This is a genomic window from Microbacterium sp. NPDC058021, from assembly GCF_042885955.1.
In the GTDB taxonomy this organism is placed as follows: Bacteria; Actinomycetota; Actinomycetes; order Actinomycetales; family Microbacteriaceae; genus Microbacterium.
Window position 1 is genome coordinate 403,678 of record NZ_JBHVRF010000005.1, and the last position, 17,881, is coordinate 421,558.

The 17,881-nt window shown below is 71.3% G+C and carries 18 protein-coding genes and 1 rRNA gene; all 19 read right to left on the reverse strand.

Annotated elements, in window-relative coordinates; genetic code table 11:
* Positions 1-72 precede the first annotated feature (72 nt).
* Complete coding sequence (der, locus tag ACFVR6_RS13255) at positions 73-1,596, reverse strand: ribosome biogenesis GTPase Der (protein ID WP_386963747.1); 1,524 nt, start codon at positions 1,594-1,596, stop codon at positions 73-75.
* The gene (gene cmk / locus ACFVR6_RS13260) at positions 1,586-2,299 is read right to left on the reverse strand and encodes a (d)CMP kinase (protein ID WP_386963749.1); all 714 of its coding nucleotides are present in this window, start codon (positions 2,297-2,299) and stop codon (positions 1,586-1,588) included. Before cmk ends, der begins: the two co-directional genes overlap by 11 nt.
* A complete protein-coding gene (locus tag ACFVR6_RS13265; protein ID WP_386963751.1) occupies positions 2,292-3,404 on the reverse strand; it encodes a prephenate dehydrogenase in 1,113 nt (370 codons plus the stop codon). The genes cmk and ACFVR6_RS13265 overlap by 8 nt, the downstream gene beginning before the upstream one ends.
* Positions 3,401-4,180, reverse strand: a complete 780-nt coding sequence (locus tag ACFVR6_RS13270; RefSeq protein ID WP_386963753.1) for a pseudouridine synthase — start codon at positions 4,178-4,180, stop codon at positions 3,401-3,403. The genes ACFVR6_RS13265 and ACFVR6_RS13270 overlap by 4 nt, the downstream gene beginning before the upstream one ends.
* A 38-nt stretch (positions 4,181-4,218) precedes the next feature.
* Positions 4,219-4,860 (reverse strand): SMC-Scp complex subunit ScpB, encoded by a 642-nt coding sequence (scpB, locus tag ACFVR6_RS13275; RefSeq protein WP_386963755.1) that lies wholly within the window; start codon positions 4,858-4,860, stop codon positions 4,219-4,221.
* The gene (locus tag ACFVR6_RS13280) at positions 4,850-5,713 is read right to left on the reverse strand and encodes a segregation and condensation protein A (RefSeq protein ID WP_386963757.1); all 864 of its coding nucleotides are present in this window, start codon (positions 5,711-5,713) and stop codon (positions 4,850-4,852) included. Before ACFVR6_RS13280 ends, scpB begins: the two co-directional genes overlap by 11 nt.
* Positions 5,697-6,578 (reverse strand): ParA family protein, encoded by an 882-nt coding sequence (locus tag ACFVR6_RS13285; RefSeq protein ID WP_386963759.1) that lies wholly within the window; start codon positions 6,576-6,578, stop codon positions 5,697-5,699. Before ACFVR6_RS13285 ends, ACFVR6_RS13280 begins: the two co-directional genes overlap by 17 nt.
* A 110-nt stretch (positions 6,579-6,688) precedes the next feature.
* Positions 6,689-7,210: a septum formation family protein gene (locus ACFVR6_RS13290; RefSeq protein ID WP_386963761.1), complete on the reverse strand. Its 522-nt coding sequence runs from the start codon at positions 7,208-7,210 to the stop codon at positions 6,689-6,691.
* A 97-nt stretch (positions 7,211-7,307) separates the two neighbouring features.
* A complete protein-coding gene (locus tag ACFVR6_RS13295; RefSeq protein WP_386963764.1) occupies positions 7,308-7,907 on the reverse strand; it encodes a vitamin K epoxide reductase family protein in 600 nt (199 codons plus the stop codon).
* A gap of 177 nt (positions 7,908-8,084) precedes the next feature.
* Entirely contained in the window at positions 8,085-9,008 is a 924-nt protein-coding gene (xerD, locus tag ACFVR6_RS13300; protein WP_386963766.1) for a site-specific tyrosine recombinase XerD, read from the reverse strand.
* Position 9,009: 1 nt separating this feature from the next.
* Positions 9,010-9,627, reverse strand: coding sequence for an NUDIX domain-containing protein (locus tag ACFVR6_RS13305; protein ID WP_386963768.1), 618 nt, complete (start codon positions 9,625-9,627; stop codon positions 9,010-9,012).
* Positions 9,620-11,314 carry a CTP synthase gene (locus ACFVR6_RS13310; protein WP_386963770.1) on the reverse strand — a complete coding sequence of 565 codons (1,695 nt, stop codon included), beginning with the start codon at positions 11,312-11,314 and terminating at the stop codon, positions 9,620-9,622. The genes ACFVR6_RS13305 and ACFVR6_RS13310 overlap by 8 nt, the downstream gene beginning before the upstream one ends.
* 6 nt (positions 11,315-11,320) lie before the next feature.
* A complete protein-coding gene (gene recN / locus ACFVR6_RS13315) occupies positions 11,321-13,024 on the reverse strand; it encodes a DNA repair protein RecN (protein WP_386963772.1) in 1,704 nt (567 codons plus the stop codon).
* A gap of 25 nt (positions 13,025-13,049) precedes the next feature.
* The gene (locus tag ACFVR6_RS13320; protein ID WP_386963774.1) at positions 13,050-13,979 is read right to left on the reverse strand and encodes an NAD kinase; all 930 of its coding nucleotides are present in this window, start codon (positions 13,977-13,979) and stop codon (positions 13,050-13,052) included.
* Complete coding sequence (locus ACFVR6_RS13325; RefSeq protein WP_386963776.1) at positions 13,976-14,776, reverse strand: TlyA family RNA methyltransferase; 801 nt, start codon at positions 14,774-14,776, stop codon at positions 13,976-13,978. The genes ACFVR6_RS13320 and ACFVR6_RS13325 overlap by 4 nt, the downstream gene beginning before the upstream one ends.
* Positions 14,773-14,955, reverse strand: a complete 183-nt coding sequence (locus tag ACFVR6_RS13330) for a hypothetical protein (RefSeq protein WP_386963778.1) — start codon at positions 14,953-14,955, stop codon at positions 14,773-14,775. The genes ACFVR6_RS13325 and ACFVR6_RS13330 overlap by 4 nt, the downstream gene beginning before the upstream one ends.
* Before the next feature lie 29 nt (positions 14,956-14,984).
* Positions 14,985-16,016, reverse strand: coding sequence for an HAD-IIA family hydrolase (locus ACFVR6_RS13335; protein WP_386963818.1), 1,032 nt, complete (start codon positions 16,014-16,016; stop codon positions 14,985-14,987).
* 5 nt (positions 16,017-16,021) lie between these two features.
* Positions 16,022-17,722, reverse strand: coding sequence for a primosomal protein (locus tag ACFVR6_RS13340; protein ID WP_386963780.1), 1,701 nt, complete (start codon positions 17,720-17,722; stop codon positions 16,022-16,024).
* Positions 17,723-17,797: 75 nt separating this feature from the next.
* Positions 17,798-17,881 (reverse strand): 5S ribosomal RNA (rrf, locus tag ACFVR6_RS13345); the annotation flags it as partial.

The window sequence follows — 17,881 nt, forward strand, 5'->3', positions numbered from 1 at the left end:
CGGGGAGTGTGGTCTCGTGCGTGTCGTGTGGTTTCGCGGCCGGCGGTCGGGCGGCGTCCGGGCCGGCGCGGGTCAGCGCTGGCGGCGCTCCCGGACGCGCATGTTGATCACGAGCGGCGTGCCCTCGAAGCCGAACAGCTCGCGCAGGCGCCGCTGGATGAACCGGCGGTAGCCCGGGTCGAGGAACCCGGTCGTGAACAGCACGAATGTCGGCGGACGCGTGGATGCCTGTGTGCCGAACAGGATGCGCGGCTGCTTGCCGCCGCGGAGCGGATGCGGGTGCTCGGCCACGAGCTCGGAGAGGAACGCGTTGAACTTGCCCGTCGGGATGCGCTGATCCCACGACTCCAGCGCCGTCTCGAGGGCGGGCACCAGCTTGTCGAGGTGACGACCGGTGAGCGCGGAGATGTTCACGCGCGGCGCCCACGCCACGTGGGCGAGGTCCTGCTCGATCTCGCGCTCGAGGTAGCGGCGACGGTCGATGTTCTCCATGTCGTCGTCGTTCAGGCGATCCCACTTGTTGAACGCCAGCACGAGCGCGCGACCCGACTCGAGCACGAGGTCGATGATGCGCACGTCCTGCTCGCTCAACGGCTGGCTGACATCGAGCACGACGACGGCGACTTCGGCCTTCTCCAGCGCCGCCGAGGTGCGCAGCGACGCGTAGAAGTCGGCGCCCTGCTGCAGGTGCACACGGCGACGGATGCCGGCGGTGTCCACCAGACGCCAGAGCTTGCCGCCCAGCTCCACGACCTCGTCGACCGGGTCGCGGGTGGTGCCCGCGAGCTCGTTGACGACGACGCGCTCCTCGCCGGCTGCCTTGTTCAGCAGCGACGACTTGCCCACGTTCGGGCGCCCGAGGATCGCGACGCGGCGCGGCCCGCCGATCTCCTGCTTGGCGACGGCCGACACCTCCGGCAGCACCTTCATGATCTCGTCCAGCAGATCGGCGACGCCGCGTCCGTGGATGGCCGACACCGGGTACGGCTGCCCCAGTCCCAGGTTCCACAGCGCCGCGGCCTCCGGCTCGTGGCGCTGGTCGTCGATCTTGTTGGCGACGAGGAACACCGGCTTGCCGCTCTTGCGCAGCAGCTTCACGACGTGCTCGTCGGTGGAGGTCGCGCCGACCATCGCGTCGACGACGAAGATCACGACGTCGGACAGGTCGATCGCGATCTCGGCCTGAGCGGCGACGGAACGGTCGATGCCGCGGGCGTCGGGCTCCCAGCCGCCGGTGTCGACGATGGTGAAGCGGCGATCCATCCACTCCGCCTTGTAGGTGACCCGGTCGCGGGTCACCCCCGGGGTGTCCTCGACGACCGCCTCGCGGCGACCGAGGATGCGGTTGACCAGCGCGGACTTGCCCACGTTCGGCCGTCCCACGATCGCCACCACCGGCAGCGCCGGCGTGTACTCGATGCCGTCCTCGCCGAGCTCGGTGCCGTGCAGCAGCTCGGCATCCTCGTCGTCGAGCTCGTAGTCCGACAGCGTCGCACGCAGCGTGGCGGCGCGCTGGTCGGCCAGCTGCTCATCGATGTCGGCAAGCTTCTCGGCGAGGTTGTCGGGCCCGCCTTCGTACTCTTCTTCAGCGCCCATGTTGCGCTCCTGTCTCTGCGCGGACGACGTTGAGCACGGCGTCCACAGTCTGTTCGAAATCCAATGCCGTCGAGTCGATGACCGTGACTCCCGGTGCGGCGGTCAAGAAATCCACGACCTGCGCGTCGGCGGCGTCGCGGCGGTGCAGGGCGTCGGCGACGGCGGCAGCGTCCTGCGTGGCGACCTCGGCGCTGCGGCGGGCCGCGCGCACCTCGGGGGCTGCCGTCAGCAGGATCCGCACCGGGGCATCGGGGGCGACGACGGTCGTGATGTCGCGGCCCTCGACGATGACGCCGGGCCGGCCGGAGGATGCCACGAGCGCGCGGAACAGCGCGTTGACGGCCTCGCGCACGGCCGGCACGCGCGCCACCCCGCTGACGGCGGCGGACACGCGGGGCTCGCGGATGGCGTCGGTGACGTCGGCCGCACCCACGCGCACCCAGTAGTCGTCGGGATCGAGCGAGATGGCGTAGTCGAAGTCGTCTGCGGCATCCAGCACCGCGAGGGCGTCGGCGGTGTCCACGCCGCGCTCGAGAGCGTGCCAGGCGAGCGCCCGGTAGGCGGCGCCGGTGTCGAGGTAGCCGAAGCCCAGGTGCCGGGCGGCCTGCTTGGACACACTCGACTTGCCGCTGCCGGCCGGTCCGTCGATCGCGACGACCGTCGGGGCGGCGGGGGCGGTGCCGCTCGGTGAAGCGTCAGTCATTGGTGCTCGCAATCTTCCAGCCCCGCTCGGTGAGCCCGTCGACCGTGCGCCGCACGGCGGCCGGGACGATGCTCACCTCGGCGAGGCCGAACTGGGCGCCCGGAGAGTGCTCCAGGCGCAGGTCCTCGACGTTGACGTCGAGTTCGCCGAGGTCGCCGAAGAGGCGCCCGAGCTGGCCGGGACGGTCATCGACCATCACGACGACAGGCTCGAAGCGCCGGTTCTGGCCGTGCTTGCCCGGCAGTCGCTCGACGCCGTCGTTGCCGCGGCGGATCGTGTCGGCGACGCCGCGGCGGGCGCCGGGGGCGTCGGGGGCGCGCAGCGCCGTGGCGACGGCGGTGAGATCGGCCGCGAGCGCGTCGAGCACGTCGACGACGGGGGCGGCGTTGGCGCCGAGGATCTGCACCCACAGCTCCGGGGCGGATGCCGCGATGCGGGTCGTGTCGCGCACGCCCTGGCCCGCCAGGCGCAGCGAGCCGTCGGGGGCGTCGACGAACCGGCCGGCGAGCAGGCTCGCGACCAGCTGCGGCACGTGGGAGGTCAGCGCGACGGCGCGGTCGTGCTCCTCGGGGCTCATCTCGATCGGCATGGCGCCGAGGTCGAGCGCGAGCGCTTCGACGAGCGCCAGGTCGCCGGCGCGCGTCTCGGCGTCGCGGCAGACGACCCAGGGGCGGCCGATGAAGATGTCGGCGCGCGCGGCGATGGCTCCCCCGCGCTCGCGCCCGGCGAGCGGGTGCGAGCCGATGTAGCGGGTGAGGTCGACGCCGCGGGCGCGCAGCTGCCGCAGCGGCTCGAGTTTGACGCTCGCGACGTCGGTGACGACGGCGCGCGGGTAGGCGGCGAGCTCACGCTCGATCACGTCGGCGGTGACATCCGGCGGGACCGCCACGATCACCAGCGACGGGTCGTCGTCGTCGCGGGCGCCGCGCCCGGCGCCGTAGTCGATGGCCAGGCGCAGCTGGGCGGGCGAGGTGTCATCGAGGATGACGTCGATGCCGAGCGCCGTCAGCGCGTGGCCGATGCTCGATCCGAGGAGGCCGGCGCCGACGATGCGCACGGGGCCCTGCACGCGCGCGGCGAGCGGCCCTGGTGTCGTATCGGTCACTGCGTCTCCTGGTCGCCCGGCGACGCCTCCTGCGTCGCAGCGCGCGCCAAAGTCAGCAGCGCGCCGCGTTCCACTGTAGTCAACTCGCGTGCCCGTCCCGCCGGGAGGGTTCCCAGGTGCAGCGGGCCGAACTGGCGGCGCACGAGCTCGACGACGGGGTGCCCGACGGCCGCCATCATGCGCCGCACGATGCGGTTGCGACCGGAGTGCAGGGTGAGCTCGACCAGGCTCGTGCCCGCGTCGCCGCCCGAGGTGTCCAGCAGCCGCGCCTTGTCGGCGGCGATGGGCCCGTCGTCGAGCTCGATGCCCTTGGTCAGCCGGGAGATGGTCTGCGCGGTCACGCGGCCCGACACCTTCGCGATGTAGACCTTCGTCACCCCGAACGAGGGGTGGGCGAGCACGTGCGCGAGGTCGCCGTCGTTGGTGAGCACCAGCAGCCCCGACGTCTCGGCATCCAGTCGGCCCACGTTGTAGAGACGCTCGTCCCAGTCCTGGGTGAACTGGCGCAGGTCCGGCCGGCCGTTCTCGTCCTTCATGGTGCTGACGACGCCGGTCGGCTTGTTGAGCATGACGTAGCGCTTGGACTGATCGAGCTGGATGACCGTGCCGTCCACCTCGATGAGGGCGGTCTCGGGGTCGACGCGCGAGCCGAGCTCGGTGACGACCTCGCCGTTCACCCGCACGCGCCCCTCGACGATCAGCTGCTCCGAGACGCGGCGCGAGGCCACACCCGCGTTCGCGAGCGCCTTCTGCAGTCGTACGCCTTCGGTGTCCATCGGTCGTTCTCCATCCGGGCCCTGGCCCTGTTGCGGGCTCATCGCATGCCCTCCACGTCGAATCCATCCGCGCCGTCGTCGAGCAGCGGCGAGATGTGCGGCAGCTCGTCGAGCGAGTTGATGCCGAGGTTGACCAGCAGCGCGTCGGTCGTGCCGTAGTTGATCGCCCCGGTCTCGGGGTCGGTGAACAGTTCGGTGATGAGCCCGCGCGCGACGAGCGTGCGCACCACCGAGTCGACGTTGACGGCGCGGATGGATGCCACCTGGCTGCGCGTCACCGGCTGCTTGTAGGCGATGACGGCGAGGGTCTCCAGCGCCGCCTGCGACAGGCGCGAAGGCGCCTGGGCGTTGACGAACTCCGAGACGAGGTCATCGTGCTCGGCGCGCACGTAGAAGCGCCAGCCGCCGCCGACTTCCCGCAGCTCGAACCCGCGCCGGGGCCCGGCGGCGTCGCCGTCGTAGTCGGCCACGAGCGTCTCGATCGCCTGGCGCACGGCGGCGACGGGCGCGCCGACGGCGGCGGCGAGGCTGACGAGCGGCTGCGGCTCGTCGACGACCAGCAGGATCGCCTCCAGTCGCTGCGCGACGGATGCCACGTCCTGCGGCCGCTCGCGCGGCTGCTCGGTGTCGTCGGTCACCGACACCGCCTCATCGGCGGGCATCGAAGGGTCATCGGTCATAGTCGGCTCCCAGAGAGGCGAGGCTGTCGTCCGACCAGCGTTCGGCGGTCCAGCGGAGGGTGAGTTCGCCGAGCGGCTCGAGCTGCTCGAACGACAGGGCGGCGTGGCGGTAGAGCTCCAGCACCGCGAGGAAGCGCGCGACGACGACGCCGGTCTGGTCGACCCCGGCGATGAGGTCGCGGAAGTTGAGGGTGCCGGCGGCGCGCAGAAGGGTCACCACGATCGCGGCCTGCTCGCGGATCGACACGAGCGGCGCGTGCAGGTGGTCGAGGCCGACGTGCGGGATCTCCTTGGGCGTCATCGCGAGCACCGCGAGAGCCGCGAAGTCGTCGAGCGACAGGGTCCAGACCAGCTCCGGCACGGCGCGACGGTACTTCTCCTCGAGGCGCACCGAGCGGGTGTGGCGGCGGTCCTCGGCCTGCAGATGCTGCGCGAACCAGCCCGACACTTCTTTGAAGGCGCGGTACTGCAGCAGTCGGGCGAACAGCAGGTCGCGCGCTTCCAGGAGCGCCACGGATTCGGCGTCGACGAGCTCGCCCTGGGGCAGAAGACCGGCGACCTTCATATCGAGCAGCGTCACGGCGACCACGAGGAATTCGGATGCCTCGTCGAGCTGCTCGGCGGTCTGCATCGAACGCAGGTACGCGATGAACTCATCGGTCACCCGACTGAGGGCGACGTCGGTGATGTCGAGTTCATGCTTGGAGATCAGCGACAGCAGCAGGTCGAAGGGACCGTCGAAGACGTCGAGCGAGACGCGGAACCCCGCCGCGGCGGCATCCGTCCCCGGCTCCGTGGAGGGGGCCGGTGCGGCGACGACGGAAGACAGCTCGTCGTCAGGCGACGGCGCCACGGGCGACCAGCTCCCGCGCCAGCCGCAGGTAGGCCTGGGCAGCCGGGTGCTCCGGTGCGAACTCGGTGATCGGCACGCCCGACACCGACGCATCCGGGAACTTCACGGTGCGGCCGATGACGGTCTCCAGCACGTCGTCGCCGAACGCGTCGACCACCCGCTCCAGCACCTCACGGGAGTGGAGGGTGCGGGGGTCGTACATCGTGGCGAGCACGCCGTCGAGCGTGATGGTGGGGTTCAGGCGGTCGCGCACCTTGTCGATGGTCTCGATGAGCAGGGCGACACCGCGGAGGGCAAAGAACTCGCACTCCAGCGGGATGAGCACGCCGTGGCTCGCCGTGAGGGCGTTGACCGTGAGGAGGCCGAGCGAGGGCTGGCAGTCGATGAGGATGACGTCGTACTCCCCCGCGACCTTGCGCAGCACGCGCGCGAGGATCGTCTCACGGGCGACCTCGTTGACGAGGTGCACCTCGGCCGCGGAGAGGTCGATGTTGGCCGGGAGGATGTCGAGGTTCTCGACCGCGGTCGGCACGATGACATCGTGCGGGTCGCGCTTGCTGTCCAGCAGCAGGTCGTAGATCGTGGGGATCTCGTGCGTGTGGATGCCGAGTCCCGCCGACAGGGCGCCCTGCGGGTCGAAGTCGACCGCGAGCACGCGGCGTCCGTACTCGGCCAGCGAGGCCGCCAGGTTGATGGTCGTCGTCGTCTTGCCGACGCCGCCCTTCTGGTTGCACAGCGAGATGATGCGTGCCGGGCCGTGCCCGTCGAGCTTCGGTGGGGTCGGGAAACCCTGGTAGGGACGACCGGTGGGACCGATCGGGATGTCCCCCGCTGCAGCCTTCGCCGCTTGTGCCTTACCCGCCACCGATGCTCCTGCCTCTGCGATCCCCTGCGTCGATTGTAGTCGTCACCGACGAGAACCCCGGAGGGCGCGCGGCTGCGTGCTCTCCGGGGTTCTCTGTGCGATCGCCTGCGTCAGCGCGCGGCGCCGGCGAGGCTGCCGGTGAGCATGGTCGTGCCTTCGTAGATCATGCAGAGGACCTCGCGGTCGCCCGAGGCCCACGAGCCGTCGCTGGGGTACATCGGCCAGTACTCCAGCACGGATTCGGACCACGGCACGCCGACGAAGTCGGTGAACGCGTCGCCGGTGCAGACGGCATCCGCTTCCTCCAGGATCGCGTCCTCGCCGGGGTATTCCGCGCCCGGCACGGTCGAGTCGAACGCGTAGTAGACCTCGTCTTCGTGCGGTTCGCTGCACGGCACGACGGGGATGGTCTGCAGTTCGGTCTGCTCGCTCATGACCGAGGAGTTGAGGCAGTCGCCGACGCGGATGGAGAAGACGTCGACGTTCTCCTCGCTCTCGGTGACCTGACCGCTGGTCTCATCGCGCTGGGGCTGCGCGCCCTGGGTGGGGAACTGCGCGGCCGAGCAGGCGCTGAGGGTCAGCAGCCCGGCGGCGACGAGTCCGACGGCGGCCAGTGGGGGGCGGAGCTTCATTGCGTGGCTCTCTCTCTGTTTCGTATGTGGGTGCAAGGGCCCGAAAGGGCCAGCCACACACAATGCCAGCAGAAGTCCTCGCCGCGCCAATCCGTGGTCAGAGACTCCCCAGCACGTCCAGTCGCACCTGGGCGACGACCGCGATGAGCGCGTAGTTCAGCACCGTGATCAGCGGCGCCCACGTCAGCAGCGTCTGGCCGAGGCGCGGCATCCGACCCCACACGCCGTCGCGCAGTGCCCACCCGAGGGTGAACCAGAAAAGCGGGATCGTCACGAGCCACACGACCATGCACCACGGGCAGAGCGACCCGTACTCGAAGACGCTGCGGTAGGCGAAGAAGTGCACCAGCAGGAATCCGCCGAGCACGAACACCGTGAACACGCGCCAGAACCAGACGCGCAGGCCCTGCGGGGCGGCGAGCGCGCTCACCCCGGCGTAGACGGGGCCGAGGAACAGGGTGAGGCCGATGATCGAGTTGCTGAAGCCCAGCAGGTTGCCGCCCGGAGAGAGCAGGTTGGGACCGCACGTGACGAGCACGCTGATCTGGCAGGAGATGAGCGGGTCGGCACCGACCAGCTGGCCGATGTACTCCTGGTAGAGCAGGAACGACACGATCCACCCCACGACGGCCGCCACGATCCAGAAGACCGCGAGCGCGCGCGGCGGGCGCACCGTCACCCCCGATGTGTTCGACATGCCCCCATCCTGCCGTCCCCCCGCCGCCCCCGCCGCCCCACCCGCCGTGTTTACTCCCCGCCCCGTCCCCGCCCCCGCCCGTCCCCGAACCGTGAGACCACAGTTGCGCGCCGAGACGATGGTTGTTTCCCATGGTCTCGGCCGCCAGCTGTAGTCTCAGCGGTCTTCGGGGGTGGGTCAGCGGGCGCGGGGGTGGGCGGTGACGTACACGTCGCGCAGCGCGTCGGGCGAGACGTACGTGTAGATCTGCGTCGTCGCCACCGAGGCGTGGCCCAGCAGCTCCTGCACGACGCGCACGTCGGCGCCGCCCTGCAGCAGATGCGTGGCGAAGGAGTGCCGCAGGGTGTGGGGCGACACGTGGGCCGACAGCTGCGCGCGTTCGGCGGCCTGCCGGATGACCGCCCACGCGCTCTGACGCGACAGTGGGGCGCCGCGCACCCCGAGGAAAAGGCGTGGGGATGCCGCGCCGCGCCGCGCCAGTTCGGGCCGCACCCGCGTGAGGTACGCGTCCACCGCGCTGCGCGCGTACGACCCGATGGGCACGATGCGTTCCTTGTCGCCCTTGCCCCGCACCCGCAGCATGTCGCCGTGGGCGAGGTCGTCGACGTCGAGCTGCACGATCTCGGAGATGCGCGCGCCGGTGGCGTAGAGCAGTTCCAGCAGGGCGCGGTCCCGCATCCCCACGAGATCGCCCGGCGCGGCATCCTCGGCGGCGGGGCCGGAGGCGTCCAGCAGCGCCTCCACCTGCGCGATCGTCAGCGCCTTGGGAAGGCGCCGGGCGGCCTTGGGCGGACGCAGCCGCCCGGTGGGATCATCCGTCGCGATGCCCTCCCGCGCGAGGAAGCGGTGGAACGACCGCACCGCGGACTGCAGTCGAGCCAGGCTCGACGCCGCCGGCGGCGGGTCGGCGGCAGCGCGGTCGGCGACGAACGCCGACACAACGTCGGCGGTCACCGCGTCGGTGTCGCCGATCCCCTGTGCGTCGAGCCACTGCGCGTAGCCGGCGAGGTCACGCCGGTACGCAGCGCTGGTGTGCTCGGAGAGCCCGCGCTCGATCGCGACGTGGCGCAGGTACGCGTCGATCGCGCGTTCGACCCGCACGTCACGCCTCGGCGCGGCGCAGACGTTCCGCGGCGGCGAAGGCGCCGATCGCGAGGGGGCCGTTGCGCAGCCGTCCTTCGAGCACGCCGGTGAGGACATCGCTGAGCGGCACCCAGGCGAGACGGATGTCGCTCTCCTCCTCGGCGCGCGCATGCACCTCGGGCGCGGCGGACAGCTCACGGGCGAGGAAGACGTGGAGCACCTCGTCGTTGCCGCCGGGCGAACTGTGGAAGCTCACGAGCGGCTCCCACCGCGCGGCGACGAGGTCGGCCTCCTCGGCCAGCTCACGCCGGGCGGCGTCGGCGGGCGGCTCACCCTCGACGTCGAGCAGCCCCGCGGGGATCTCCCAGTCGCGCATGCGGATCGGATGCCGGTACTGCTGGATCATCAGCATGCGACCGGCGTCGTCGAGCGCGACGACGGCGGCCGCGCCCGGGTGGTCGACGTAGTCCCGCACGATCTCACCGTCGCCGTAGCGGACGGTGTCGTGCCGCACATCCCACACGTGGCCGCGGTAGACGATGTCGCTGGAGAGCACCTCGTATGCGGCGGGCTCATCCCGCAGGTCCGCGCCGGACCCGGGCTCGCGCCCGGACCCCGCACGAGAAGAGTCAGCCATTGTCCACGTCGAACAGCTCACTGGCGCGGTGGCGCTCCACGGCCGCGGCGACGAGACCGCGGAACAGCGGGTGCGGCGCCGTGGGGCGCGAGCGCAGCTCGGGGTGGGCCTGCGTGGCGATGTAGTACGGGTGCACGTCGCGCGGCAGCTCGACGTACTCCACGAGCCCGAGGTCGGGGTTGATCCCGGAGAACACCAAGCCCGCCTCGGCGATCTGGTCGCGGTAGCGGTTGTTCACCTCGTAGCGGTGGCGGTGGCGTTCGTGGGCGACGTCGGCGCCGTACAGCTCCGCGGCCAGCGACCCCTCCGACAGCTGCGCCGGGTACAGGCCCAGGCGCATGGTGCCGCCCAGGTCGCCGCCGGCGAGGATGTCGACCTGCTCGGCCATCGTCGCGATGACGGGGAACTCGGTGTCGGGGTCGAACTCGCTCGAGGACGCGCCCTCGAGGCCGGCGACGTTGCGCGCGTACTCGATGACCATGCACTGCAGACCGAGGCAGATGCCGAGCGTCGGGATGCCCTGCTCGCGCGCGAAGCGCAGTGCGCCGAGCTTGCCCTCGATGCCGCGGATGCCGAAGCCGCCGGGCACGACGATGCCGTCCACGCCGGCGAGCGCCTTGGCTGCCCCCTCGGGCGTCTCGCACAGGTCGGAGGGGATCCAGGTGATCTGCACCTTGGTCTCCTGGCCGAACCCGCCGGCCTTGAGCGCCTCGGTCACCGACAGGTAGGCGTCGGGCAGGTCGATGTACTTGCCGACGAGGCCGATCGTCACCTCGTGCTTGGGGTTGTGCACCGCCTGCAGCACGGTGTTCCAGCGCGTCCAGTCCACGTCCGCTGCCTGGGAAAGCCCGAGCGAGCGCACGATGTACTCATCCAGGCCCTGCTCGTTGAGCATGGTGGGGATGTCGTAGATGCTCGGCACGTCGACCGCGTTGACGACGGCATCCTCGTCGACGTCGCACATGAGCGCGATCTTGCGCTTGTTCGACTCGGTGACGGGGCGGTCGCTGCGCAGCACAAGCGCGTCGGGCTGGATGCCGATGGAGCGGAGCGCGGCGACGGAGTGCTGCGTCGGCTTGGTCTTCTGCTCCCCCGACGCGCCCATGAACGGCACGAGCGAGACGTGCACGAAGAACACGTTGCCGCGGCCGAGCTCGTGGCGGATCTGGCGGGCCGATTCGATGAACGGCTGCGACTCGATGTCGCCGACGGTGCCGCCGATCTCGGTGATGATCACGTCGGGTCGGGGCTCTTCGCTGGCCTGCAGACGCATGCGGCGCTTGATCTCGTCGGTGATGTGCGGGATGACCTGCACCGTGTCGCCCAGGTACTCGCCGCGACGCTCCTTGGCGATGACCTGCGAGTAGATCTGTCCGGTGGTGACGTTGGCCGCCTCGCTCAGCTCGATGTCGAGGAAGCGCTCGTAGTGGCCGATGTCGAGATCGGTCTCGGCGCCGTCGTCGGTCACGAAGACCTCGCCGTGCTGGAACGGATTCATCGTTCCCGGGTCGACGTTGAGATAGGGATCGAGCTTCTGCATCACCACGCGCAGTCCGCGGGCGGTGAGCAGATTGCCGAGGCTCGCGGCGGTCAGGCCCTTCCCCAACGAAGAAACGACACCGCCGGTCACGAAGATGTGCCTGGTGGTGTCGTTCGAAATAAGGCCCGAGTCAGAAGTTTCCGTCACGGGCTTTTATCCTATCAGTCCTGCAGCGCCGAGGTTCAGCAGCTCGCGTGCGTGTGTGAGCGCGGCGTCGGAATCGGCCAGGCCCGACAGGAGGCGCGCCATCTCGGCTTCGCGTTCGGGGCCCTCGAGGCGCCGCACGCTGGACGCGGTGACGGACCCGTCGTTGGCCTTCACGACGGTGAGGTGGTTGCCGGCGAACGCGGCGACCTGGGCGAGGTGGGTGACCACGACGACCTGCGACGATTCGGCGAGGCGGGCGAGGCGCCGGCCCACCTCGATCGCCGCGGCGCCGCCGATGCCGGCATCCACCTCGTCGAACACGAACGTGGGCACCGGGTCGGTGCCGGCGATCACGACCTCCAGGGCGAGCATGACGCGACTGAGCTCGCCGCCCGATGCGCCCTTGGACACCGAGCGGGGCTCGGCTCCGGGGTGCGGGGCGAGGAGGATCGTCACCTCGTCGCGTCCGGCCGACGACGCGGCCCCCGGGGCGACGTCGACGACCAGTCGCGCGTCGGGCAGGGCCAGGGCGCGCAGCTCATCGGTGACGGCGGCGCCGAGGCGTTCGGCGGCCTCGGTGCGCGCGGCGGTCAGGGTTGCGGCGGCGTCCTCGAGCACGGCAGCCGCGGCGTCGCTCTCCTCGGTGAGCCGGCCGATGCGATCGCCGTCGTCGTCGAGTTCGGCCAGGCGCGCCGAGCCGGTCTGCAACAGCTCGATCGCGGCATCCACCGTGCCGTGCACGCGGGTGAGGGTCGCCAGCTCCGCGCGCCGCTCTTCGACGGCGGCGAGCTCCTGCGGGCCGGTCTCGTCGAGGTCGGCGAGGTAGCCGGCCAGGGCCTGCGCGAGGTCGGCGGCGCGATAGCCGATGTCGGCGGCCTGCTCGGCGAGGCTCGTGAGGGCTTCGTCGCGTTCGGCGGCGCGCTCCAGGGCACGCTTGGCCTCGGCTGCCAGCGCCACGACGTCGGGCACGTCGTCGTCGGAAGAGAGCGTCGCGTGGGCCGTGGCCGCGGCCAGCCGCAGGTCTTCGGCGTGCGAGAGGCGCTCCGAGCGGCGGGTGAGGTCGTCGTCCTCCCCCGGCTGCGGGTCGATGCGCTCGATGTCGGCAAGCAGCAGCCTCAGGTCTTCGGCTTCGCGGGCGCGCGCGTCGCGGTCACGGGTGAGCTCACCCAGCTCGGCGTCGAGCGCCCGCCAGCGTTCGTACGCCTCGCGGTAGGCCCGCAGGGCGTCGGCGATGGGGGCGCCGCCGAAGCGGTCGAGCGCCTCGCGCTGGGCGACGGCCGAGCGCAGCCGCAGCTGATCGGACTGCCCGTGCACGACGACGAGCTGGTCGGCGAGGTCGGCCAGCACACCCGCGGGGGCGGTGCGCCCGCCGACGGTGGCGCGGCCACGACCCTCGCTCGAGATGGTGCGGGCGAGGTACAGCTCCGCGTCCCCGCCGCCGATCGGCTCGAGGTCGCCCCCGGCTTCACGCACCCGTTCGGCGACCGGACCGTCCTCGGGGACGATCCAGGTGCCCTCGACGGATGCCTGGGCGGCGCCGGAGCGCACGGCACCGGAATCCGCACGCTGGCCGAGCAGCAGGCCGAGGCCGGTGACGACCATCGTCTTGCCGGCACCGGTCTCGCCGGTGATGGCGGTGAATCCCGGCCCCATCGGCAGCGTGGCCTGCGCGATGACGCCGAGGTCGCGCAGCCGGATCTCCTCGATCACGCCGACACCTCGCTTCCCGCGCGGGTCACGGGGCCTCCGCCTCGACGGGGCCTGCCGGTCCCCGCCAGCCGCTGACCGGCAGACGGAACTTGCGCACGAGGCGGTCGGTGAACGCCGCCGGGTGCAGGCGCGCGAGGCGCACCGGGTCGGTCGAGCGACGCACGACCACGCGCGCACCGGGCGGAAGATCGTGGGAACGCCGGCCGTCGCACCACAGGATGCCGACACCGTTGGTGCGGTCGAGCACCTCGATCGCCACGGCGGCTTCCGGGCTGACGACCAGCGGTCGCGCGAACAGGGCGTGCGCGGACAGCGGCACGACCGACAGTGCCTCCACCGTCGGCCAGACGATCGGGCCGCCGCCGGAGAACCCGTAGGCGGTCGATCCGGTCGGGGTCGAGACGACCACGCCGTCGCAGCCGAAGCTCGACAGCGGCCGGCCGTCGATCTCGATGACGACTTCCAGCATGCGCTCGCGACTGGCCTTCTCGACGGTGGCTTCGTTCAGTGCCCACGTCTCGTAGATCACGGTGTCGGCGGCATCCTTCACGCGCACTGAGAGTGCCAGACGCTCCTCGACCTCGTAGTCGCGGGCGATCACGCGGTGCACGGCATCGTCCATGTCGTCGCGTTCGATCTCGGCGAGGAAGCCGACGTGGCCCATGTTGATACCGAGCACCGGGGCCGTCCCCTCGCGCACGAGTTCCGCGGCGCGCAGGATCGTGCCGTCTCCGCCGAGAACGATGGCCAGTTCGATGTCGTCGACGTCCACGTCGACGCCGAGCGTGGCCACACCCTCGAGATCGAGCGTGTCGAGGTCGGCGCGGTCCTCGGGCGCGAGCACGGGCTGGGCGTCGGCGGCGCGCAGCGCCTGCATCACCCGCCGGGCAGCGTCGGCGTTGTCGCCGCGGTGGGCGTGCACGACGACGAGGATGCGTCGCTGAGGCTGCGTCATTCGATCTCCGCCAGTCGGTTCACGGTGCTCAACCATTCTGTCGGATTGCCGTCGACCCCCGGGCGAAGATGCACGAGGTATTCGGCGTTGCCGTGTGTGCCGGCGATGGGTGAGGCGATGACGCCGCAGGTGCCGAGCCCGGCATCCCACGCCGCCCACAGCACGCCGGCGGCCGCGTCTGCGCGCAGGCCCGCGTTCTTCACGAGCCCCTCGCGCACCCCGGTGCGTCCCACCTCGAACTGCGGTTTGATCAGCAGCACGATGTCGGCGTCGGGGGTGCAGACACCGGCGACGGCGGGCAGCACGTGGGCGAGCGAGATGAAGGACAGGTCGCCGGTGACCACCGAGGGCGGCGCGTCCACGCCCGCGGCGGCGGCGAGGTTCTCCCGCGTCATGTGCCGCACGTTGAAGCCTTCGACGGCCCGGACGCCGGGATCTGCGGCGATGGATGCCGCGAGCTGGCCGTGGCCGACGTCGACCGCCAGCACGGGGTCGGCGCCGCGTTCGCGCAGCACCTGGGTGAACCCGCCGGTGGATGCGCCCATGTCCAGCGCCACCCGCCCGCGCACGTCGACATCGAACGCGTCGAGCGCGGCGATGAGCTTGTGGGCCCCGCGGCTGACGTAGTGGTCGTTCGCGGCGACGGTGATCTCCGCGGCATCGGCCACGCGCACCGACGCCTTGACGACAGGCTGGCCGTCGACGCTCACGAGTCCTGCGGCGATGAGCTGCGCGGCGTGCGTGCGGGAGCGGGCCAGACCCCGTGCGGCGACGGCGGCATCCAGTCGATCCGTCATGCCGATGCGTCGGCGGGTCCGGACTGCAGGCGCCGTGCCAGTTCGTCGTGCAGGGCCGCGTACCCCTGGGCGCGCTCGTCGAGCGGCTGCTCCTCGATCACCTCGAGCGCCGACAGCAGGTCTTCACGCGGCTGCGGCTGATCGGGGTCGGGCTGCTCGGGTGTGGCATCCATCGACATGCCCCCAGGATAGGCGGTGCGGCCGACGCTCAGGGGCGGTGGAACGGGTCGGCGTAAAGTCGCTCCGGCACACGGAACCCGAAGATGCCGCGTCCGGTGGCCCAGATCGCGGCGGCTCCCGCCCGCACCAGGTCGATGGGACGCGAGCCCTCCGAGACGATGTGGATGTCGGGCCCGTCGATGCGCACGACCGCGTCGCGCACGGTCGTGGTGTCGCCGGAGGTCTTCACCTCGGGGTACGGCTCGTGCAGCTCCCGCAGGTCGCCGAGGATGTACGTCGGACGCGAGTGCGCGGGGGCGGCCAGCACGTGCTTGGGGCGGTCGACGCCGGTGAGCACGAGCACCGACGGGATGCCGGCGGCCTGTGCCCCGGCGATGTCGGTGTCGAGGCGGTCGCCGAGGAAGAGCGGGCTGCTCGCACCGAACCGGGCGACGGCCTCATCGAAGATGGGACGCTCGGGCTTGCCGGCGACCACCGCGAGCCGGCCGACGGCGGTGTGCACCGCAGAGACCAGCGTGCCGTTTCCCGGAGCGAGACCCCGGGCCTGCGGGATGGTCCAGTCGGTGTTCGTGGCGATCCACGGGATGCCGCCTTCGTCCTCGGGCAGGGCCAGCGCGTAGGCGGCCTCGGCGAGGTGCTGCCACCCGACGTCGGGCGCGAAGCCCTGCACGACGGCGGCGGGCGCGTCGTCCGCGCTGCGCGTCACGACGTAGCCGGCCTTCTCCAGTTCGACGGTGAGGCCTTCGCCGCCGACCACGAGCACGGTGGCACCGGGTGCGACGCGCTGCCGCAACAGCCGCATGGCGGCCTGTGGGCTCGTCACGACATCGTCCGGCTGGGTCTGCGTCAGACCCAGCTCGCGCAGGTGGGCGGCGACGGTGGCATCCGTACGGGAGGCGTTGTTGGTGATGTAGCCCAGCCGCCGGGTCTCCCCCGCGCGGGTCAGACTCTCGACCGCATGCGGCAGCGGGCCGGGGCCGGCGTACACGACGCCGTCGAGGTCGGCGAGCACCGCGTCGACACCATCGAGCGGTGTCGATCCGGCGGCGCGGGCGAACAGCCGCTTCACTTCTGCGCGTCCTCGTCCGGAGCGGTCAGGGCGTCGGCGGCGTGCGCGTCCGCGTCGGCTTCGGTGCTCGCGGGCTCGGGCTCGACGGCCGCTTCACCCTCGACGTCGCCGTCCTCGTCCGGAGCCTCATCGACCGCGGCCTCGTCGGACGGCGCCTCTTCGTCCTCGGCCGGAACCTCGTCGGACGGAGTCTCGTCGATGTCGTCCTCGTCGATGTCGTCCTCGATGTCGATCGCGATCTCCTCGACTTCGTCGACGACCTGGAACTCGTCGTCACCCGTCATGCCGAGCGCGGCGTCGATCGCTTCCGCAGCCACCTCGGCGCGGTGACGCCACTGCGCGGCCTCATCGTCACGACCGAGCTCCTCGAGCACGGTGGCTCGCGCCGCGAACAGCGCAGGGCTCCACTCGAAGGCGCGGTCGGGGTCGAGCTCGGGGATGTCGAGTTCGGTGAGCGCACGCTCGGGCTCGCCGAGGTCGAGCTGCGCACCGGACATCGCGATCGCGAGTTCCGCACGTGCGGGCGTCGGCAGCGCCGAGCGGTCGACGCTGCGGCCGACCTCGAGCGCGCGATCGGGACGCCCGACGCCGCGTTCGCTGTCCACCATCAGGGCGATCTGATCGTCACGGCCGGAGATGCGCCGGTAGGTGCGCAGTTCACGCAGCGCCAGCGCATAGTCGCCGATCGCGTACGCGGTGATCGCGGCGGTCTCGCGGGCGACCGCGATGCGGCCCGCGCGACGGGTCGCGGCCAGCGCGTGCTCGTGGGCGAGCTGCGGGTCCTCGTCGATCAGAAGAGCGGCCATCGCGAGATGGCGCCCCACCTGCTCGGCGTTCTCCTTGCTGAGGGTCTTCAGTTCGTTGCGCGCGGAGGGGTGGAGGTCCTTTGCGGTGACCTCGGGCGGAATCCACGGCCCGCTCTCCCGCTGCTCCTGCGGCGGACGCGACGCGCGGCGGTCGTCACCACGATCTTCGAACGGCCGGCCCCCGCCATCGCGCTTGGCGTAGGGCTTCCGGTCGCCGCCGTCACGCGGGGTGTAGGGCTTCCGGTCGCCGTCACGGGGCGGGTACGACTTCCGCTCACCGTCGCGAGGCGGGTACGACTTCCGCTCACCATCACGCGGCGGGTACGACTTCCGCTCACCATCACGCGGCGGGTACGACTTCCGCTCACCATCACGAGGCGGGTACGACTTCCGCTCACCATCACGCGGCGGGTACGACTTCCGCTCACCATCACGAGGCGGGTACGACTTCCGCTCACCATCGCGGGGCGGGTACGACTTCCGCTCACCATCGCGAGGCGTGTACGGCCGACGCTCACCATCACGAGGCGGGTACGACTTCCGCTCACCATCGCGGGGCGGGTACGACTTCCGCTCACCATCGCGAGGCGTGTAGGGCCGACGCTCACCATCGCGGGGCGGGTACGACTTCCGCTCACCATCGCGCGGGGCGTAAGGCTTCCGCTCACCATCACGGGGCGGGTAGGGGCGGTCGCCGTCACGCTTGACGTATGGCTTCCGCTCGCCGTCGCGCGCAGCGTAGGGCTTGCGATCGCCGTCGCGCTTGACGAAGGGCTTACGCTCACCTTCGCGCTTCTCGTACGGCTTCCGGTCGCCATCGCGCTTGACGAAGGGCTTACGCTCGCCGTCGCGCCGGCGCGCATCCTCGTTCGGTCGTCGCTCGTCCGTCATGTCGGCTTCCTTCCTCTATTCGCGTTGTTAACGAGAAATGGCCACCCAACTTTGGGTGGCCATTTCACGAAAGAAGTCCGGCGGTGTCCTACTCTCCCACAGGGTCCCCCCTGCAGTACCATCGGCGCTGAGAGGCTTAGCTTCCGGGTTCGGTATGTG

Coding starts and splice junctions, on each gene's coding strand:
- der (WP_386963747.1), bottom strand. CDS start 1,596: ATGGGCGCTGAAGAAGAGTACGAAGGCGGGCCCGACAACCTCGCCGAG.
- cmk (WP_386963749.1), bottom strand. CDS start 2,299: ATGACTGACGCTTCACCGAGCGGCACCGCCCCCGCCGCCCCGACGGTC.
- ACFVR6_RS13270 (WP_386963753.1), bottom strand. CDS start 4,180: ATGGACACCGAAGGCGTACGACTGCAGAAGGCGCTCGCGAACGCGGGT.
- scpB (WP_386963755.1), bottom strand. CDS start 4,860: ATGACCGATGACCCTTCGATGCCCGCCGATGAGGCGGTGTCGGTGACC.
- ACFVR6_RS13290 (WP_386963761.1), bottom strand. CDS start 7,210: ATGAAGCTCCGCCCCCCACTGGCCGCCGTCGGACTCGTCGCCGCCGGG.
- ACFVR6_RS13295 (WP_386963764.1), bottom strand. CDS start 7,907: ATGTCGAACACATCGGGGGTGACGGTGCGCCCGCCGCGCGCGCTCGCG.
- ACFVR6_RS13305 (WP_386963768.1), bottom strand. CDS start 9,627: ATGGCTGACTCTTCTCGTGCGGGGTCCGGGCGCGAGCCCGGGTCCGGC.
- ACFVR6_RS13320 (WP_386963774.1), bottom strand. CDS start 13,979: ATGACGCAGCCTCAGCGACGCATCCTCGTCGTCGTGCACGCCCACCGC.
- ACFVR6_RS13325 (WP_386963776.1), bottom strand. CDS start 14,776: ATGACGGATCGACTGGATGCCGCCGTCGCCGCACGGGGTCTGGCCCGC.
- ACFVR6_RS13330 (WP_386963778.1), bottom strand. CDS start 14,955: ATGTCGATGGATGCCACACCCGAGCAGCCCGACCCCGATCAGCCGCAG.
- ACFVR6_RS13340 (WP_386963780.1), bottom strand. CDS start 17,722: ATGACGGACGAGCGACGACCGAACGAGGATGCGCGCCGGCGCGACGGC.